Genomic DNA, 19,575 nt, shown 5'->3' on the forward strand with positions numbered 1-19,575 from the left:
GAGTCGAAAAAACATCAATTGACTTAGTACTTATGACTTAAAAGCAGTGTAAAACGTGTTTGTTACGGCACAGGTTGTCGTAGCAGGCCGTTTTATTTTTTATCCCAAAGCCTGTTGGTAACTACCTGGCCAATTACCTGTTCGCGGTAATTTCGGCTTATAGGAATTTTGCTGGCCTGGATAAATATCTCATTACCTTCAATCCCATCAATTTTATTGACGGCCACAATGTATGATTTATGCACCCTGATAAATGACTTGCCAGCCAGGTTCTCCTCCAGGTTTTTAAGGGATAGCATGGTTACATATTTACCTTTCAGGGTAAAAATGTTCACATAGTTCTGCATTCCCTCTACATAAAGAATTTCGTCCAACGGCACCTTTTCATATTTGCTGCCGCATTTAATAAAAAAGTAATCATCCTGCCTTTCGGCTTTATTGATATCTGCCGATGTTGTTTTGGTTAGCATCCGGTGATAATCCCGGGCTTTGCTGGCCGCCTTAAAAAAACGCTCAAAGGTAATTGGCTTAAGCAGGTAATCCAGCACATCCAGCTGAAAGCTTTCCAGGGCATAGGTAGGGTATGCGGTAGTAATAACCACCATAGGCGGTTTTTGCATAATCTTCAAAAACTCTATCCCGTTCATTTTAGGCATCTGGATATCCAGGAAAATCAAATCGGCAGGTTGCCGGTCAAGCAGTTTCATGAGCTCAAGCGGGTTTTCGCAGGTGCCGGCCAACTGTAAAAAATCTACCTCGCGTACGTAGTTCCCAAGCCCTTCGCGGGCCAATGGCTCATCGTCAACAATTATACAATTGATATTCATATTAAGCCATTTGCATTGTTGGTGATATTTGGAGCACAGCAAGTGTTAGCTGTAGTTTTACCGTAAAAGTATCGGGTTGGCTGTCAATATCCAATTCATAAATGCCGGGGTACATTAAATCGAGCCTCCGTTTAACATTGGCCAGCCCTATGCCGCCATATTTTATAGCCTGGTTGGCTTCGCCGGCTGCTGTACTGTTGCTTACAAACAGGTTTAGCCGCTGCCCCTGAAGCTCAAGTTTTATACTGATCCAATTGCTGCCGTTTACATGGGCGGATACGTGCTTGAAAGCATTTTCTACAAAGGTCATCAAAATAAAAGGGGCAATGCCCAGTTGGTCTGCAAAGGGATCATGCAGCTGTATCTCGGCCTGTACTTCGGTATCATGCCGCAGCTTTTCCAGTTCTATAAAATTTTCAAGATAGCCAATCTCTTTTTGAAGCGGGATTTGCTGGTCGTTGCATTCATACAGCTGGTGCCGCAGCAGTTCAGAAAATTTGGCCAGCGAAGCCGATGCCATATTGGGGTTTTTGTGGATAAGGAAAAAAATGGAATTGATGCTGTTAAACAAAAAATGAGGGTTAAACTGGTATTTTAAAAATTTAAGCTCGGTTTCCAGCTTTTCTTTTTCCAGCATTTGTTGCCTTTTTTGCGTTTGTGCCCAGGTTTTAGTTAGCTTAATACTCATGGCAAGGGTGCTGCTGGCCACTATTGATGGCAGCGGATTGGCCAGGAAAAGTGTGAAGAAATTATGCGGGCCGCTGCCATATAAATCATCCATTGTTCTGCCCGATAGGATGGCGCTTAAAAAATATCCCGGAACAATCAGCATGGCAGCGCTGATGATGGTTAATAACTCGTAAGTTATGTATTGCGCAAATTTGCCCTTTTCCATATAGCGTGGCATCAGGAAATACAGGTTAAAATACGCCGCCAAAGCCTGGAATACCAGGTAAAAAGTAAACTTTACCGTGTAGGGTGAAAAAAAGATGCTGCGCGCCACGCCAATAGGATCGCCCTGGGAAAATACCCACCACAGGTAATTGTATAAAAACCAAAACGGAAGATGGTACAATTTATACCTGATAAGCCAGTTTTGTTTGGATTGAATTTGAGGCATAAGCTAAAGATACAGCTAAATGAATTATTTTTTAATGGCCACAATCTCAATGGGGCTAATTAATTGACCAAATGCTACTGTTGATGTATAACCGGTAAATTATAAGAAAAGTGGGCTGTTTTAATAAACTTCGGTGCTTTTAATGTATTTCGTCAATCGGGGTGGTACGCTGGTCAATCGGTTTTTTGTGGCATGTTGGGTTTGTATTCCTTTGGATATACAATCATCGTAACCGGCCTATGAAATACTTACTCATCAGCTTCCTTTCGTTTTTTTGCCTGGCATCGTTTGCCCAGGTATCAGGTAAATTTGTGGATGCCGGAGGGCAGCCCGTATCATTTGCAACGGTAATATTATTAGATAGTACCGATAACGCGCTGATAAAATCGGCACTTACTGATGATAAAGGCGCTTTTAGATTTGAACCTGTTGGCCAGGGCCGGTATATTGTTAAGGTAAGCGATATGACCCACGAAACATGGTCGTCGCCCGTATTTGAGCTTACAGGCGTAAAGCCATCAAAAAACCTTGGTATTATTGGACTAAAAGCGGCCTCCAAACAATTAAGTGAGGTTACCATTGTGGCCAGTAAACCTTTGGTACAACAGGATCCGGGCGGGGTGGTAGTAAATGTACAAAGCAGTATATTAACAAAAGGCAGTTCGGTGTTACAAGTTCTGCAGCGCTCGCCAGGCGTAATCGTCAATCCCCAAAATACCGGCATCACCCTGAACGGAAAGACCGGTGTAATGGTTATGCTGGATGGCAAGCTGATGCGGATGTCGATGCCGCAGGTACTTACTTTGCTAAATGGCATAAGTGCTGATGACATTGAAAAAATAGAACTGTTAAATACGCCGCCCGCTAAATACGATGCCGACGGCAATGCCGGGCTCATTAACATTGTTACCAAAAAAAATAAGCAGCAGGGTACAAACGGGTCTGCTACTGTTACGGCTGGGTATAGCCAGGGCGAAAAGGGTTCCATAAATGCCTCAATCAACCACAATACAAGTAAAGTGGGCCTGCGGGCTTCTTATTCGTATGCTCGTGATCGCGGCCATAGTGAATTATTTGCAAGCGGGACAGAAATTGTACCGGCCATAGGCGGGCAAACTGAGTTTTTGTACACAGGCCTGGCCAAACCGGTAGCCAAATACCAGGATGCCGAAATTGGCGCCGATATCCGGCCCAATCAAAAGACAACCGTTGGCGCCAGTATCTATTTTGCCGCCGGGAGCGACCACAGCAATAATTACAACCACGGGCACTATGCCCTTAAGCCCGATTCTGTTTTGCTGTTCAATTCCTACCTTGATGGTATTAATCATACTTACAATACCATTGGCAGCATTTACCTGGAACGGGAACTCAGTAAAGGCGAAAAAATTAATTTTGACGCCGATTATATTTATTACAAAAACAACGGGAAAACTAATGTTGAAAGCACCTTTGTTGATAATTATGGCAACCTGGCCGGTGCCGGCGACAGCCTTTACGCGCCCCGCCAACGCGACCTGGCCAGTACCGCTATAAAAGTATCAGTACTTAAAGCAGATTACTCAAAGCAGATAAACCCAAACCTGAAATTAGAAGCAGGTGTAAAAGGCACCTTTACCCGCAGTAACAGTGTATCCGGGATAGAAAACATGCAAAACGGCCAGTGGGTGCTAAGTAGCGTAGGGGTGTCCAATAACCTGGTTACAAAAGAGATGATTGGCGCGGGGTACGCAACTTTGAACGCGAAGCTGGATACCGCTACCAGTCTTATTATTGGCGCACGCTATGAATACTCGCACAACAGTACCGATAACGCCAGCAATGCGCAATATGACATCGACGGGAAATTAAAGAAGTTGTTTCCGAGTATATTTCTGACGCGGAAACTTGACGACCATTCCGAATTGCAGTTATCCTATACCAAACGAGTAAGCCGCCCATCGTACAGCGATTTGGCTTCGTATGTAACCTATAATGACCCGGTATCTGTTTTTACCGGCAACCCGGCGTTAAAACCTACCATTACCAATAATTTTAAACTGGCTTATAATTACCACGATTATGTTTTCTCGATTTTGTTCAGCCGGGATAAGGATGTGATATTGCAAACACAAATTTCTACCGGGCCATCTAAAGGGCTGGTTTACCTTGCCCCGCAAAACGCCCCTTATCAAAATAACATCACCCTGCAAACAAGTATCCCGGTAAAAATAACAAGCTGGTGGGAGGGACGCTATGGCTTTGTTGGCGGTTGGCGGCAGTACAAAGTTGACTATACGCCGCAAACCTTTATCAAATCGTACTTTGCCGGATCGGTTGATTTTAGCGAAACATTTAAACTACCTAAAAGCATTTCGGTTGAGGTTTCCGGTTATGCCTATTCGCCGGCATATTATGCTACCTCAAGAAGCAACGGAAACGGGATGCTTAACCTTGGGATAAAAAAAGAACTTAATAACAATAAAGGCAGTTTCCAGCTATCAGTTACCGATTTGTTATCATCGGCAAGTTATTACAGTTACATTGGCCACCTAACCCGTGATGCTTTTAATTCGCAGGTACAGGTACGGTATAATGCCGAGTCAAGGAGTTTTCCCTTTGTCAAGCTTACCTATTATCGCTCATTTGGCTCAAAAAACAAAGCTCAACGAAAAGATGATAACGCATCCAAAGATGAAAGAGGGCGGTTATAAATTATATAAAAAATTGTGTCCTATATTAGGGCATGAAAAACATTATAAAAATCTGCGTTTTATTAATGGTTGTGGCCCAATCGGGCTTCGCCCAGCAAAAAACTTTCACTAATCCTTTGCTGCCTTCCGGTGCCGATCCGTGGGTTATTTACAAAGATGGCTTTTACTATTATACCAATTCAACAGGTAATCACTTGGCTATCTGGAAAACAAAAGATATCACGCAGCTGAAAACTGCTGTTAAAAAAACAATCTGGGTGCCGCCGGCAGGCACCAGCTATTCAAAAGAACTTTGGGCGCCCGAGCTTCATTTCATAAAAGGTAAATGGTATATGTATTTTGCTGCTGATGACGGCAATAACAACAACCATCGGATTTATGTGATCGAAAACCCGGCTGCCGACCCAACAGAAGGTGCCTGGACATTTAAAGGCAAGGTAGCCGATGATACCAATAAATGGGCCATAGATGTATCGGTATTTGAAAACAAGGGACAGTTATATATGATTTGGGCGGGCTGGGAAGGCGATGTTAATGTGCAGCAAAATATCTACATAGCCAAAATGAAAGATGCCTGCTCCATTGATGGCCAGCGGGTAAAAATATCAAGCCCTGAATTTGACTGGGAGAAGTATGGCGACCTTGGCGCACAATCAAACCCGCCGCACGTTAACGTAAACGAAGGGCCCGAGATTTTAAAACATAACGATAAATTATTCCTGGTTTACTCGGCCAGTGGCTGCTGGACAGATTACTACGCGCTTGGCATGCTCAGCGCATCAGCGAGTGGCGATTTAATGAACCCGGCATCATGGACAAAATCGGCCCGGCCGGTATTTAAGCAAGCGCCGGATAATGACGTTTATGCGCCTGGTCACAATTCATTCTTTAAATCGCCGGATGGAACCGAGGACTGGATATTGTACCATGCCAACTCCAAACCAGGCCAGGGCTGCGGCAATGAAAGGTCGCCCCGGGCACAAAAATTTAGCTGGAAAAAAGATGGTTCGCCCGATTTTGGGGTACCGTTAAAAGAGGGAGTAGTTTTGGCTGCACCATCAGGTAATTAGTAACAGACATATTTTCATAGAATATGCGATAATTAAACAGGGCAAACGCATCTAATAATTGGGTTAACATAACTTAACACATTTCAAATATATTTTTTATAAATATTTTATAGTCAATGCTTTATATTTTAACATGGTTAACACTAAACTGATCTTGCAACTTAGAAGCATCCAAATATTTGTGCCTGTTTTTGGCCAATACAAGTCTCTTTGGTACCTGGATCATTTAACCACCATCAGCCAATAAAAACAAGGTATCGTTTGATGGTTATATCTTCCAGATTCTACAGCTTATTCCGTTTAACTATTTAGATAGGTTTGCCCTGGATAACTAGAACTGTTAACACAATATTAAATACTGTAACAAATTGATTATATTGAGCTTGAATAACTATTAAATTAATAAAAATTTGCTTTGATGGTTAAAAATGACTTAATTACTGAATAAATATTAACTGATGCCTACTCGTTATCCAGTCAAAATAATATGTTATTTTGTTATGGCCCTGCTGTGTAAAACAGCATCGGCACAATCTGCCGATAGTTCAAGCTATGATGCTGCTGTTGGTAACGTGACAAACCGGTTTTACCAGGGCGTTGGCGAGCAGTCGCGCCTTTATAACGGCCTGGTTTATGATTCTTACGATTCATCCATCAAAGGTAGCCCTTACCTTGACGATGTTGATGCCTGGCGCCCGGGCTCGGTTGAGTACGATGGGCAAAGCTTCGAAAATGTATCTATGATTTATGACATGTACACCAATCAACTGGTGGTACTGCTCTACAATCATGCCTCGCCAATTGCGTTAATAGCCGATAAAGTTTCCGGTTTTGATTTACACCAGCGGCATTTTGTTAGGGTACCCAACAGTAATGGCGGTATAAAAGCCGGTTTTTACGAACAGCTTTATGGCGGCAAATCGCAATTAATAAAACGATCCGAAAAATTGCTTAAATCTACATCCGGGCCCAACGGCCGCGAGCGGCTTTTTGTGCCCTTTAAAGAGGTGCCCGATTATTATATCAAAAAGGGATTGGTCTATTACAAAGTGAGCAGCCAAAGCTCAGTGCTTGACCTGTTTCCAGATAAAAAGAAAGAACTTAAGCAATACATCAAAGACAAACACCTGCAGTTTGATGACCTGCGCGAACTGGCGCTGACTTCGGTAACGGCCTATTATGATAGTATAACCAAATAATATGAAAAAAATTTACCTGGCTATTATTCTTTTATTGGCGGTTAAACTATTGCATGCGCAGGTTACTTCAAAAAGCATCAGTGTTAATTTTCAACAGGCAGGCATTGATCAGTTTGCCGGCGATATTGAGGCTAAAACAGGTTACCGGTTTTATTACGACCGTGCCCAGTTTGATAGCCTAAAAATTACACTACAGGTAAATAACCAGCCGCTGGAAGATGTGCTTAAACAGGCTTTTCATAACTCTGGCTTTCAATATACCGTGGTTGCATCAAAAATGCAGGTTTTTTTAACGCTTGGGAAAGAAATTCAGACACAATCTGCCGAAGGTTATTTTAACGTAAAACCGGGGCAAAGCAAGCCGGTTATGCCGTCGCCGGTAATTGATTTTACAACAGCGCCTGTTAAAAAGCCGGTAATTGAATCAACCATCGAAAATAAGCTGTATGAAATTGGCATAAAAAGCAATGAGTTAAAACCCGGCAAAGCTGCTTTATCTGGTTATGTAAAAAGTGCCAAATCGGGCGTGGCCATTGCCGGCGCAAGCATTTATGTAAGCAATACCAGCATTGGGGTTACAACAGATCAGTTTGGTTATTTTACGTTGGCGCTACCACGCGGCAAACAATTGCTGATAGTTAAAGGCATAGGCATGAAAGATGCGCGCCGGCAAATTATGCTGTATACCGATGGCGAACTGAATATCGAACTTCAGGACCAGGTAACAACGCTTAAAGAAGTAAAGATATCGGCAGATAAAGTGGCCAATGTGCGCAGTACCGAAATGGCTGTAAGCCGGTTAGATATTAAAAGTATAAAACAGGTGCCCGCTGTTTTTGGCGAGGCCGATGTTTTACGTATTGTATTAACCTTGCCCGGTGTGCAAACCGTTGGTGAGGCCACAACCGGCTTTAATGTAAGAGGAGGTGCCGCAGATCAAAACCTGATTTTGCTTGATGACAAAACAATTTATAACCCGGCCCACTTTTTTGGTTTCTTCTCGGCCTTTAACCCCGATATTGTAAAAGGGATTGAGCTTTACAAAAGTACCATCCCCGAAAAATTTGGTGGCCGTTTATCATCGGTGTTGGAAGTTACCGACCGCGAGGGCAATAAAAAGAACTTTACAGGTTCGGCAGGCATAGGGTTACTTACCAGCAGGCTTAATGTTGAAGGGCCTATAGTGAAAGATAAAACGTCGTTCATTTTTGGCGGCCGCACCAGCTATTCAGATTGGTTGTTAAAATTATTGCCCGAGGAATATAAGCACAGCCATGCGTCGTTTTATGATTTTAACCTCGATTTAAGTCACCAGTTTAATAAGGATAATAACATTTATATCACTACCTATTTAAGCAACGATAATTTCAGGTTAAACAGCGATACCACTTATAACTACAGTAATAAAAACGCAAACATTAAATGGAAGCACAATTTTAGTAGTAAGTTATATAGTCTGTTAAGCGTTGGTTACGATGGGTATAAATATGATATTGCCAGTACAGCAAACCCGGTTAATGCCTACAAACTAAAATTTGGTATTAATCAAACCAATTTAAAAGCCGATTTTACCTATTATCTTAATCCTAATAATACGATCGACTTTGGTTTAAGCTCTATTTATTATAAACTAAACCCAGGCAGCGAAACGCCCAATAGCACATCCTCATTAATAATTCCCGATAAAGTTGCTGATGAACAGGCTTTGGAAAGCGCCCTGTACCTGGGCGATAAAATTGACATTACGCCCGATTTTACCATTAGCGCAGGTATCAGGTATTCGTTGTTTAATTATCTTGGCGCACAAACTGTGCGCAATTATGCGCCCGGCTTACCGCGTACCCCGCTCAATGTTGTTGATAGCACCAACTATGGCGGCGGCAAAGTCATAAAAACGTATTCCCGGCCCGAAATCAGGGTATCTGCCCGTTACAATATCCAGGATGACCTTTCATTAAAGGCCAGTTATAATACCCTCGCGCAATACATCCATCAACTGTCAAACACTACAGCTATATCGCCCATTGATATTTATAAACTGAGTGATCCCAACATCAAACCACAATACGGCAGCCAGGTATCGTTCGGCATATTTAAAAACGCGCAACAAAACACCATCGAAACATCGGTAGAGGTTTATTACAAACACATTGACAATTACCTGGATTATAAAAGCGGGGCAAAACTGGTAATGAGCCACGCTATTGAGCAGGAAGTTTTAAATACCCAGGGCAAAGCCTACGGAGTTGAACTTTCGGTACGTAAAACAACCGGTAAGCTAAACGGCTGGGTTAATTATACTTACTCGCGCACATTTTTAAAGCAGGACGATGCCATTGCAGGCCAGCTCATTAATGGCGGGGCATACTACCCGGCCAATTACGATAAACCGCACAGTTTTAATTTTACCGGCAATTACCGCATAACGCACCGTTACAGTGTTTCGCTGGATGTTACCTATAGCACTGGCCGCCCCATTACGTTGCCCATTGCCAAATATTATTCAAACGGAGCCGAACGGGTGTTTTATTCAGGACGGAACGAATACAGGATTCCGGACTATTTCAGGTCCGATTTTTCTATCAATATAGATGGGAACCATAAAATACACCAAACCTTCCATAATTCGTGGACGGTTGGGGTTTACAATTTAACAGGAAGGCAAAATGCTTATTCAACTTTTTTTCAACAGCAGGGTGGGGCAATTAACTCGTACCAGCTATCCATTTTTGCCAGGCCGATACCATTTATAAATTATAATATAAGGTTTTAATAGCAGGGGAAATTTGGGGATGAAGCAATTAACAATCAGAAAAGTAGTTGAGCAACAGTTATAATGAAGAGGATGTGTTACATATTGTTTGTATTGATAGCAGTAGCAGCCTGTAAAAAGCAAATTACTATCGCTCCATCGGGCAAGGTAACAAGTTACCTGGTTGTTGATGGTAATATATCATCCGGCGATTCAACTACGATCACTCTCCGCCGCACTGTTGGCCTGGATAGTAATTCGCGGGCAAACCCTGAGTTAGGTGCTGTTGTCACCATTGAAAGCGCAGCCGGTACAAGCTATCAATTAACAAGTAAAAAAAACGGTACTTATGTATCTGCGCCGTTAAACCTGGCTACGAGCGAAAAGTATAGTCTCAAAATAACCACATCAAACGGCAGCAAATATGCTTCTGATTTTGTGCAGGTAAAAAACTCGCCAACAATTGATAGCATCAGGACTACCATTACCGGTGATGGTTTGCAAATAGGTGTAGATACCCACGATCCCGGTAACGGTACTAAATACTATCGTTGGGAGTACACAGAAACTTACCAGATTCAAAGTGCGTTTGAATCGCAGTTTACGGTAGTTCAAAATACAGCCAATCCACCTCTTCCCCCTGATTTTCAATATCCGCGTACGGGCGATCAAAAAATTTATAACTGCTTTGTAAGCGATACCTCAAATACAATTATTACCGGCACCACAGCCAAGCTTGCTGTTGATAAGATAAGTAACGCGCCAATAGCGCTTATCGCGGCTAATTCCGAAAAACTGCGGTTCAGGTATAGCATCCTGATAAAACAATATGCAATTACGTTGGATGCCTTTAATTATTTTGAATTGTTGAAAAAAAATACCGAACAAATAGGAGGGATCTTCGATCCACAGCCATCAGAAATAACAGGTAACCTGCATTGCCTTACTAACCCTGGCGAACCCGTGATAGGCTTTGTAACAACAGGGCAGGTAACGCAAAAAAGGGTTTTTGTTGATAAAGCTGCTTTGCCTTCGGCTTGGATAGCCCAAACTATGTACAGTAGCTGCCATTTGGATACGCTACTATATTCACGTTTGGTGACTAATACAGCTCCGGATATCCCGCCGATATCTGTGCCTGAAGTATATAATCTGATATATTCCGGCTTATCGTTAACTGTTGATTACGCCCCTGGTGGTTATACAGCTTCGTCGCCAATATGTGTTGATTGTACTTTGCGCGGAACCAACAAAAAACCATCATTCTGGAAATAAAAAGAATATAAGTGAAAAATAGACTGATCATATTATCCATATTAACAATCGCAACGATAGCGTGTAAAAAGCCTATCAGCCTTGCACCAGTAGCTAAGGTAACCAGCTACCTGGTTGTTGATGGTAATATATCATCCGGAGATTCAACTACGATCACCCTGAGCCGCACCGTTGCGTTGGATAGCAATTCGCGGACAAACCCCGAACCGGGCGCGACCGTAGTGGTAGAGAGCGCAAGTGGCACAAGTTATAAATTAACGGGCAGGCCTAACGGAACCTATATATCCGCACCTTTAAACTTAGGGGCAAATGAAAAGTACTGCCTCAAAATCACAACAGCCAACGGCAGTAGGTACGCATCTGATTTTGTGCCGGTAAAAAATTCCCCTGCAATTGACAGCATACATACCTATATAACAGCAAACGGACTGCAAATTGGCCTGGATACACACGACGCAGGGGGGACAAGCAGGTATTATCGTTGGGAATATACCGAAACGTTTCAAATTCAATCTGCCTTTTTATCGGTGATTATCGTGAAACAGAAGTTAGATTTTCCGCGCAGGCCGCCAGATTTTCAATACGAAAGGGCTGCACCCGCCGACATGATATATAATTGCTGGCGAAGCGATACATCAGGCACTATTATTACAGGTACAACGGCAAAGCTGGGTGTCGATAAGGTTAGCAATGCACCCATCGCGTTGGTAGCATCCGATTCTGAAAAATTCAAATTCAGGTACAGCATCCTGGTTAAGCAGTATGCCATAACTACTGATGCCTTCAATTATTTTGAATTGTTAAAAAAGAATACGGAACAAATTGGCGGAATATTTGACCCGCAGCCATCCGAACTTACCGGCAATCTGCATTGTATTACCAATTTAAACGAACCGGTAATTGGCTTTATAACAGCGGGACAGGTAACTCAAAAACGGATTTTTATAAATAAAACTGATTTGCCGGCAAGTTGGGTGGCGGTAACACCTTATGATGGTTGCGTGTTGAACACGCTTTTATACGCCCGCCCGTTGGCATTGCATCCCGACCAATCTGTAAATGAAGTGGATAACCTTATCTATTCGGGCCTGCAGCTTACAGTTGACTATGCCCCGGGAGGTTATGCCTCGTCTACGCCGGTTTGTGTGGATTGTACATTACGCGGAACTAACATTAAACCATCATTTTGGAAGTAGAAAAACCATGAAGTTAACAGGGAAGTTGTTCTTATTGCTTACTACAATAGTTGCCACCACGGCTTGTAAAAAGCCTGTGGTACTGGTACCTGTTGGTGGCAACAGCAGCTACCTGGTTGTTGATGGCTTTATTAACGTTGGCGATTCTACTCATATCCTGCTCAGCCGTACAGTAAATTTAGATGGTAACGCACGGTCAGCCCCTGAACTGAATGCGACTATAACCATAGAAAGCTCGGGCGGAAATACCTATAGTTTAACAACAATGGGTAAGGGCGATTATAAAAGCCCAGTTTTAAATTTGCCAACCGATCAAAAATATCGTTTAAAAATAATTACGTCCAACGGGAAGCAGTATGCATCCGACTATGTAGTTGTGAAAAATTCGCCTGCTATTGATAGTGTTGGATATCAGGTAAAAAATGATGGTTTGGCCATGACGGTTAATACCCATGATCCATCCAATAACACGCGTTATTACCGCTGGGATTATACGATTACTTATATAGTACAATCTATGTTTGAATCAAAGTATGTTGTTGTAAACCAAGATACTACAGCATTGAGGACAGCCGACCAACAAATTTATCATTGCTGGGTAACAGATACTTCCACTACCATCGTATTAGGGTCATCGGCTAAATTAGCTGAAGACAGGATTAGCGGGCAACAGGTAGCTTTCTTGCTGCCTACAGCCGAATCGTTGCGGATTAAATTCAGTATCCTGGTAAAGCAACATGCTTTAACTTCAGAAGCTTTTAGCTATTATGATGCGCTGAATAAAAATTCGACGCAGGTAGGTGGTGTTTTTGATGCGCAGCCATCTGAATTGACGGGGAACATACACAACTTGACCGATCCCACAGAAACTGTAATTGGATTTGTAACGGCGGGGGCGGTGGCACAAAAACGACTTTTTGTTAGTGCCAGTCAGCTACCAGCTACGTGGCAGCCTAATTTAAGCTATTATAATGGCTGCGCCCTTATTACGGAATTATATGATTATATTCCGGACATGGCTCCACCGGGCTACGTTGAACACCAGGTTAAAGAGTTTATTTATTCAGGAGTAGAGACACCTATTGATACTATCAGAAACCCAAAAGCAGGTATGACTTCGGCTAAACATTATTGTGCCGATTGTACTTTGCGGGGCACCAATAAAAAACCATCATTTTGGAAATAAAACAATACCAAACCATGAAAAAAATTACCAGCATTTTTTTCGCAGTAGCGATCATGTCAATAACCCGGTTGTTTGGGCAGGTATTACCCGAAGTGCAGGCTAATTTTAACGATTACACATCAAACGCGTTGCAGGAGAAATTATTTGTACATACTGATAAAAACGGCTACACCGCAGGAGAAGTGCTTTGGTTTAGAGTATTTAATGTGGATGGTATTTTTATGAAACCCCTTGGCTTAAGTAAGGTGGTATATGTTGAAGTACTTGATGATATGCAAACGCCGGTATTGCAAACAAAAATTGCGATGAAGGATGGCAGCGGAAATGGTTCATTGTATATCCCGGTTAATTTGCCAACCGGTAATTTTGTATTAAGGGCTTATACCAATTGGATGAAAAACTTTAGCGCCGATTACTATTTTTCAAAGAAACTGGTCATCATAAATCCGCTGAAAAGTCCGGTAAAGGCAGAGAAAGCACCATTGGCGGCCTATGATATCCAGTTTTTTCCGGAGGGCGGGCACCTGGTTAGTGGAATAGCAAGTGTAGTAGGGGTAAAAGCTGCCGATCAATGGGGTAAGGGCGTAAATTTTAAGGGCGCTATTGTTAATCAGAACAATGATACGGTGGCCAGGTTTGAGCCTTTGAAATTCGGAATCGGCAGGTTTGTTTTTAAGCCTCAAAGTAATGCCACCTACCGTGCAGTTGTTAAAATTGAAGGGAAAGTAATACAAAAGGACATTCCGGCCATAAGCAATAAAGGCTACGTAATGAGTTTAAAAGATAATGGCAACGGCCAGCTTTCGGTTAGCGTAAATACAAACCTGACCGATGGCAACGTTTTCCTTTTTGCTCAAAACCATCAGGTGATTAAAGTAGTGCAATCATCTGCTGTAACCAACGGTACCGCCAATTTTGTTGTAGATAAAAGCAGGCTTGGCGAAGGGATATCGCAAATAACAGTTTTTAGTGCCGATAAAAAGCCGGTTTGCGAACGCCTTTATTTTAAACGCCCAACAAAAAAACTATCTATAAGCGCCGGTACAGGCGCTACACAGTACGCCATGCGTAAAAAGGCTGATGTTACTGTAGCTACGCAAGGTTCAGGTAATAAGCCTGTTGCCGCCAACCTGTCGGTGTCTGTTTATAGGATGGATTCGTTGCAGCACAACCAACAGGAAGATATCCTGAGTTACTTATGGTTAAAATCGGATTTAAGAGGGGAGATTGAATCGGCGGGTTATTATTTTAACGATAAAAACGCGGTAGCTACCGAGGCTGCAGACAACCTGATGCTTACCCAGGGCTGGCGAAGCTTTGCCTGGGACGATGTTTTAAATAAAAAAACACCGGCTTTTAATTTTTTACCCGAGGTAAACGGACCGGTTATTACCGCTACGCTTGTTAATAAACTTAATAACCAACCAGAAAAAGACATCCATGCCTATCTTGGGATACCGGGTAAACACATCCAGCTGTATGCCGCTAAAAGCGACGCCCGTGGTAAACTGGTATTTAATATGCGGGAGTTTTACGGGCCAAATGAAATTGTGGTTGAAACCAATACCACTGTTGATACCAATTACCGTATAGATGTTTTGACGCCATTTTCTGACCAGTTTGCCAAAGCCACAACGCCACATTTTGATGTTACGCCTGGTCTGCAAACAACTTTTGAAGATGCTGCATTAACAATGCAGGTTCAAAATATTTATAATGGGCCAAAAATGAGGCAATTTACCGACCCCCGCCCGGATACCACAGCATTTTATGGAGCGCCCTACAAAACTTACCTGTTAGATAACTACACCCGCTTTACTACAATGGAAGAGGTAATGCGCGAATACATCAGGGAGGCAAACGTTTTTCATACCGGCAACCAATTTCACGTAAAAGTGGTTACCGGTATTGGCATAGGCTTCCTGGCCGATGATGACCCGATGATGCTGATAGATGGGGTGCCATTTTTTGATATGAATAAGGTGTTTAAGGTTGATCCGCTCAAAATTCGTAAACTGGAGGATGTGCCATTTAACTACTCGCTGGGGCCATCGTACGAGCACGGAATTTTTAGTTTTACCAGCTACAAAGGCGACCTGGGCGGTGCCGAAATAGATTCGCATGCGGTGGTGCTTGATTATGAGGGCCTGCAGCAGGAACGGCAGTTTTACCAGCCGGCTTACGATACCGATGCGCAGGCGGCCAGCCACATGCCCGATTTCAGGAACGTACTTTACTGGTCGCCATCTGTAAATACGGGTGCCAATGGTAAGCAACAATTGTCATTTTATACATCCGATCAACCCGGTACTTATATTGGCGTAATACAGGGGATAACCCAAAGCGGCGAGGCGGGCAGCCAAACCTTTAGTTTTGAAGTAAAACCGAGTTATTCATCACAGGTAAAGTGAAAATGCTTCGACATAAAAAACAGTGGCGGGTTGTTTTTAAGCAGCCCGCCATTGTTTTTTAATTGGTTATTTCTCTCTTCTTTCCGGCATATCCGGTAATAGTAATCTTACTTACATCCGCATCAACCTGCAGGTTACGCGATGATTGCGACAGGTAAGTAGATCCGTAGTAAAACTCTACTCGTTTTTTTCTGCCGTTTTTATAACTGATATCTGCAAAAAAATCATCGCCTTTTAGTTTGATATATTTTTTAGGCTTCATACCAATGCCGGTTTGGCGATATACTTTCAGGCTGTCCTGATTCTGGGTGGCTACTAAAATATCACCTCGCTTAGCCGATTGTATGGCGGCCAGCGCTTTGGCATCGCCATTAATAAACAGCCCACTTTTGGCTACAGATAAAGGAGCGAAGCCGCCTTTACCATTACCCTTCAGGTACAAGCCCATAAAGGCATCATGCCGCCCGGTAAAGGGCTCCATTCCAAAATCATTACCTGCCATTACCAGGTCAAGGTTGCCGTCCTGGTCAATATCTTTTGCAACCATACCGTACACGGGGGCCATTTGTGTGGCTAATGGCATAGGGCTTATCGTAAATTTGCCGTTTCCTTTATTGGTAATAAAGCTGGTGTTCATATCTGTGGCTTTCATGATCACCGCGTTTTCTTTGTCCTTGTCGCTCCATAAATCGTCCATAGTAGCTTTGCCGAACCCCCTGTAGCTTGGGTATTTTTTGCGGATAGATATCAGCTGGCTTATCAAGTCGTCTCGGGTGTGCATCGGGAAGGGCTTTTGCAAACCGTCCTCGGCCTTCATGTAGCAAAATATCATAGCGTCGAATGAGCCGTTGCCATCAAGATCTTTACCCATAATGGTCATTGGTTGTTCAAAAGTTGCTTTGTAATTTGAATTTTGGCCCAGGTTGCCGGCCACATAATCCACCTGGCCATCGTTATTAAAATCACCGGCAACAATGCTGTTCCACCAGCCTACGTGTGCGTCAATTCCCGTTTTTATTTTGATAAAACCATTACCTGTATTTTTGTAAAACGTTACCGGCATCCACTCGCCCACAACAACCAGGTCAACAAGCCCGTCGTTATCAAAATCAGACCATAGCGCATCGGTAATCATCCCGCCGTGAACCAGTTCGGGGCAAAGCTGTGCGGTTACGTCGGTAAATTTGCCGCCATCGTTCCTGAAAATATGGCTCACCGGCGATGATGGGTAAGCACCCGAAACAGATCGCCCGCCTACAAACAGGTCAAGGTCGCCATCGTGGTCAAAATCGGCCGCCCGTACGCACGAGCCATTATCGTACTCAACCGGTACTGCGCCAAAGCTTTTGGTAAACTGGCCCTTACCATTGTTTATATATAGGCGGTCTTGCGCGGTGGTATGGTCTTTGGGGAACTCGTAGCTGCCGCTAACTACATATAAGTCAAGGAAGCCATCGCCATTTGCATCAAACAACAGCGCACCCATATCTTCTTCCTCCTTGAAACTATCGTTTAAAAAACGATTATTATCCATGGTGAACTTACCGTCGGCACCCTGCATAAAAAATACGCCTTTATTGCCTGCAGCCCCGCCAACATAAAAATCGTCGTAGCCGTTGTTATCTATATCACCCACAGCAACAGATGGTCCATATTGGCTTAGTTTATGCGGTAAGGTTGGCTGGATGTTGTAATCGATGGCATCTTTTTCCTGGTGTACATATTTGATACCCAATTGGCTTGCTGCTGATTGGAATACCGGTGCACGCTCCAACTGAAGCTGGGGGCTGTAATTGCCAGAACCGTTTTTGTATTGCAGGGTGATAGTTTGATTTGACTTGATATTTTTTACCAATTCGGTTTTGCCATCTGCCCAGCGGATGCGCAATGAGTCAATTTCATTGGCGGTGCCGATACCAAAATGAGCTTTGGCATCGTCGGTGCTCATATAACCGCGACAGGGTTGCTGATCGTAAAATTGCTGCTTGCCCTGGTAGTAAATACGCATGGTTGCACCAATGCCGCCAAGGTTCTTATTATCACCCGTTAGATTAACGGTGAGGTAATGGTGCGTTTTATCTACCTGTGTTTTGCTATTCAACGTATTCTCGTAAATGAAGGCATCGTCATCAATATTGTTAATCACCAGGTCAAGGTCGCCATCGTTATCAAGGTCGGCATAAACGCCGCCGGTCGAAAAAGTTGGCTTAACAATACCCCAGTTTTTCGACTGATCGGCAAACATATAACCGCCCTGGTTTTTAAACGCATAACTGGCCGTTTTAACAACAGGGAACGAATCGGCTGCGGCCAGCGTGCGGTTTTCCTTTACAGTGCGGCCCTGGTCGTTACTGTATAGGGCATGGTCAAGGTCGGTTACGTCGCGTGGGTAGCCGTTGGTAATCACCATATCGCGGTAACCATCGTTATCAAAATCGGCCACTAACGGCGTCCAGCTCCAGTCGGTTTGATAAATGCCGGCCATGTAGGCTATATCACTAAACTGGGTGTGCCCCAGCGGCGTTTGTCCCTGATTTAATTGCAGTACGTTACGGATATATTGATGCTCGTAATTGAATTTTTTATTGTTGATGTAGGTAATGTAGTTATCGCCCATCAGCATGGTTTTTTTACGCACATTTTCTTCGGGCAGCATCTCTAACGATACCAGGTCGGGCAGGCCGTCGTTGTTGATGTCTACCAAATCCGACCCCATTACCGACCAGCCGGTGTGCTTAAAATAGTCGCCCGCGCGGTTGGTAAATGTTCCGTTTTTATTGTTGATGTATAGCACATCGTTTGATATAAAGTCATTGCCCACATAAATATCAGGCCAGCCGTCGTTGTTAATATCTGTTACAGATACCGAGTTGCCAAAACCCTCAATTAAAATGCCTGCCTCTTTAGTAACATTGCTAAAGGTGCCGTTACCGTTATTGCGGTACAGTCGGTCGTTATTTTCGGCGCTGCCATCAGTTAGTTTAGGGCGATAGGCAACCGGGGTAGTTTTGCCTAAAAAGTTGGTCAGCAGGTACATATCCAGGTCGCCATCATGGTCGTAGTCAAAAAAAATGGCCTGTGTGCTGTAGCCGTTATCATCTAATCCGTAGGCCTTTGCTTCGTCTTTAAAAGTGGGTATGCCATCTTTATTATTGCCCTGGTTAATGTACAGCATGTTACGGCGCTGCTCGGGATTTGATTTAAACGATGCGCATACGTAAATATCCATTTTGCCATCATTATTAATATCCACAACGGATACACCCGCGCTCCATTTGCCTTCGCCATCAACGCCGGCAGTATTGGTTATATCGGTAAATTTTAAATCGCCTTTGTTGAGGAATAGCTTGTTGGCCACCATGTTGCCTGCAAAGTAAACGTCTTGCAGGCCGTCGTTATTAAAATCGCCTATACCTACGCCGGCGCCGTTATACAAATAAGGGTGGTTAAGAATGTTGATACTATCACTTGGGCTTAGGGTGTTCTTAAAATCGATGCCGGTTTGCGATGCATCCAATAGTTTAAAAAGGGTAGGGCCGTCCTGTTTGCGCGAGCAGCCGGCCGCCAAAAAAATCAATAGCACAAGGGGGAGTTTAAACTTAATGAGTAAAGGTTTTATCATGTAATTACAATAAAAATTTAATAATGGTTTATGCTTTGGCCGAGCTTTAAGTTACTGAACCCAATACAGTAAGCGTACGTAAAGAAAACTGATTTTGATATAACAGATTCTGCAAATCATCTCAATATTTCGTCAAATTGTATCGCTCAATATATGTTTATGGATTTACTGTTAGCTTTGATGAATAGCCCGCCCGGCCCAATTAACCTTTATTTATTTTATCG

Annotated in this window: 11 protein-coding genes; 8 read left to right on the plus strand and 3 right to left on the minus strand. The window is 43.2% G+C overall.

Features of this window, described 5'->3' with window-relative positions; translation table 11 throughout:
• Window positions 1–92 precede the first annotated feature (92 nt).
• Window positions 93–827: a LytR/AlgR family response regulator transcription factor gene (locus AC1DV1_RS19270; RefSeq protein WP_477362188.1), complete on the minus strand. Its 735-nt coding sequence runs from the start codon at window positions 825–827 to the stop codon at window positions 93–95.
• Between the two features lies 1 nt (window position 828).
• Window positions 829–1,947, minus strand: coding sequence for a sensor histidine kinase (locus tag AC1DV1_RS19275; RefSeq protein WP_477362190.1), 1,119 nt, complete (start codon window positions 1,945–1,947; stop codon window positions 829–831).
• A gap of 239 nt (window positions 1,948–2,186) precedes the next feature.
• Between AC1DV1_RS19275 and AC1DV1_RS19280 the strand changes: the two genes are divergently transcribed.
• The 8 genes from AC1DV1_RS19280 (at window position 2,187) to AC1DV1_RS19315 (ending at window position 15,729) form a co-directional block, all read left to right on the plus strand.
• Window positions 2,187–4,640 (plus strand): TonB-dependent receptor domain-containing protein, encoded by a 2,454-nt coding sequence (locus AC1DV1_RS19280; protein WP_477362192.1) that lies wholly within the window; start codon window positions 2,187–2,189, stop codon window positions 4,638–4,640.
• A 32-nt stretch (window positions 4,641–4,672) separates the two neighbouring features.
• Window positions 4,673–5,710 (plus strand): glycoside hydrolase family 43 protein, encoded by a 1,038-nt coding sequence (locus tag AC1DV1_RS19285; protein WP_477362194.1) that lies wholly within the window; start codon window positions 4,673–4,675, stop codon window positions 5,708–5,710.
• Window positions 5,711–6,210: 500 nt separating this feature from the next.
• A complete protein-coding gene (locus AC1DV1_RS19290; protein WP_477362196.1) occupies window positions 6,211–6,909 on the plus strand; it encodes a hypothetical protein in 699 nt (232 codons plus the stop codon).
• 1 nt (window position 6,910) lies between these two features.
• Window positions 6,911–9,682, plus strand: coding sequence for a carboxypeptidase-like regulatory domain-containing protein (locus AC1DV1_RS19295; RefSeq protein WP_477362198.1), 2,772 nt, complete (start codon window positions 6,911–6,913; stop codon window positions 9,680–9,682).
• 63 nt (window positions 9,683–9,745) lie between these two features.
• Window positions 9,746–10,936 (plus strand): DUF4249 domain-containing protein, encoded by a 1,191-nt coding sequence (locus AC1DV1_RS19300; protein WP_477362200.1) that lies wholly within the window; start codon window positions 9,746–9,748, stop codon window positions 10,934–10,936.
• Between the two features lie 11 nt (window positions 10,937–10,947).
• The gene (locus tag AC1DV1_RS19305; protein WP_477362202.1) at window positions 10,948–12,132 is read left to right on the plus strand and encodes a DUF4249 domain-containing protein; all 1,185 of its coding nucleotides are present in this window, start codon (window positions 10,948–10,950) and stop codon (window positions 12,130–12,132) included.
• A 7-nt stretch (window positions 12,133–12,139) separates the two neighbouring features.
• Window positions 12,140–13,318, plus strand: a complete 1,179-nt coding sequence (locus AC1DV1_RS19310) for a DUF4249 domain-containing protein (protein WP_477362204.1) — start codon at window positions 12,140–12,142, stop codon at window positions 13,316–13,318.
• Between the two features lie 14 nt (window positions 13,319–13,332).
• Window positions 13,333–15,729, plus strand: a complete 2,397-nt coding sequence (locus AC1DV1_RS19315) for a hypothetical protein (RefSeq protein ID WP_477362206.1) — start codon at window positions 13,333–13,335, stop codon at window positions 15,727–15,729.
• A gap of 58 nt (window positions 15,730–15,787) precedes the next feature.
• Here the strand turns inward: AC1DV1_RS19315 and AC1DV1_RS19320 are convergent, their stop codons facing one another.
• Window positions 15,788–19,351: a VCBS repeat-containing protein gene (locus AC1DV1_RS19320; RefSeq protein WP_477362208.1), complete on the minus strand. Its 3,564-nt coding sequence runs from the start codon at window positions 19,349–19,351 to the stop codon at window positions 15,788–15,790.
• Window positions 19,352–19,575 lie beyond the last annotated feature (224 nt).

Source organism: Mucilaginibacter sp. P4_D1 (assembly GCF_056401935.1).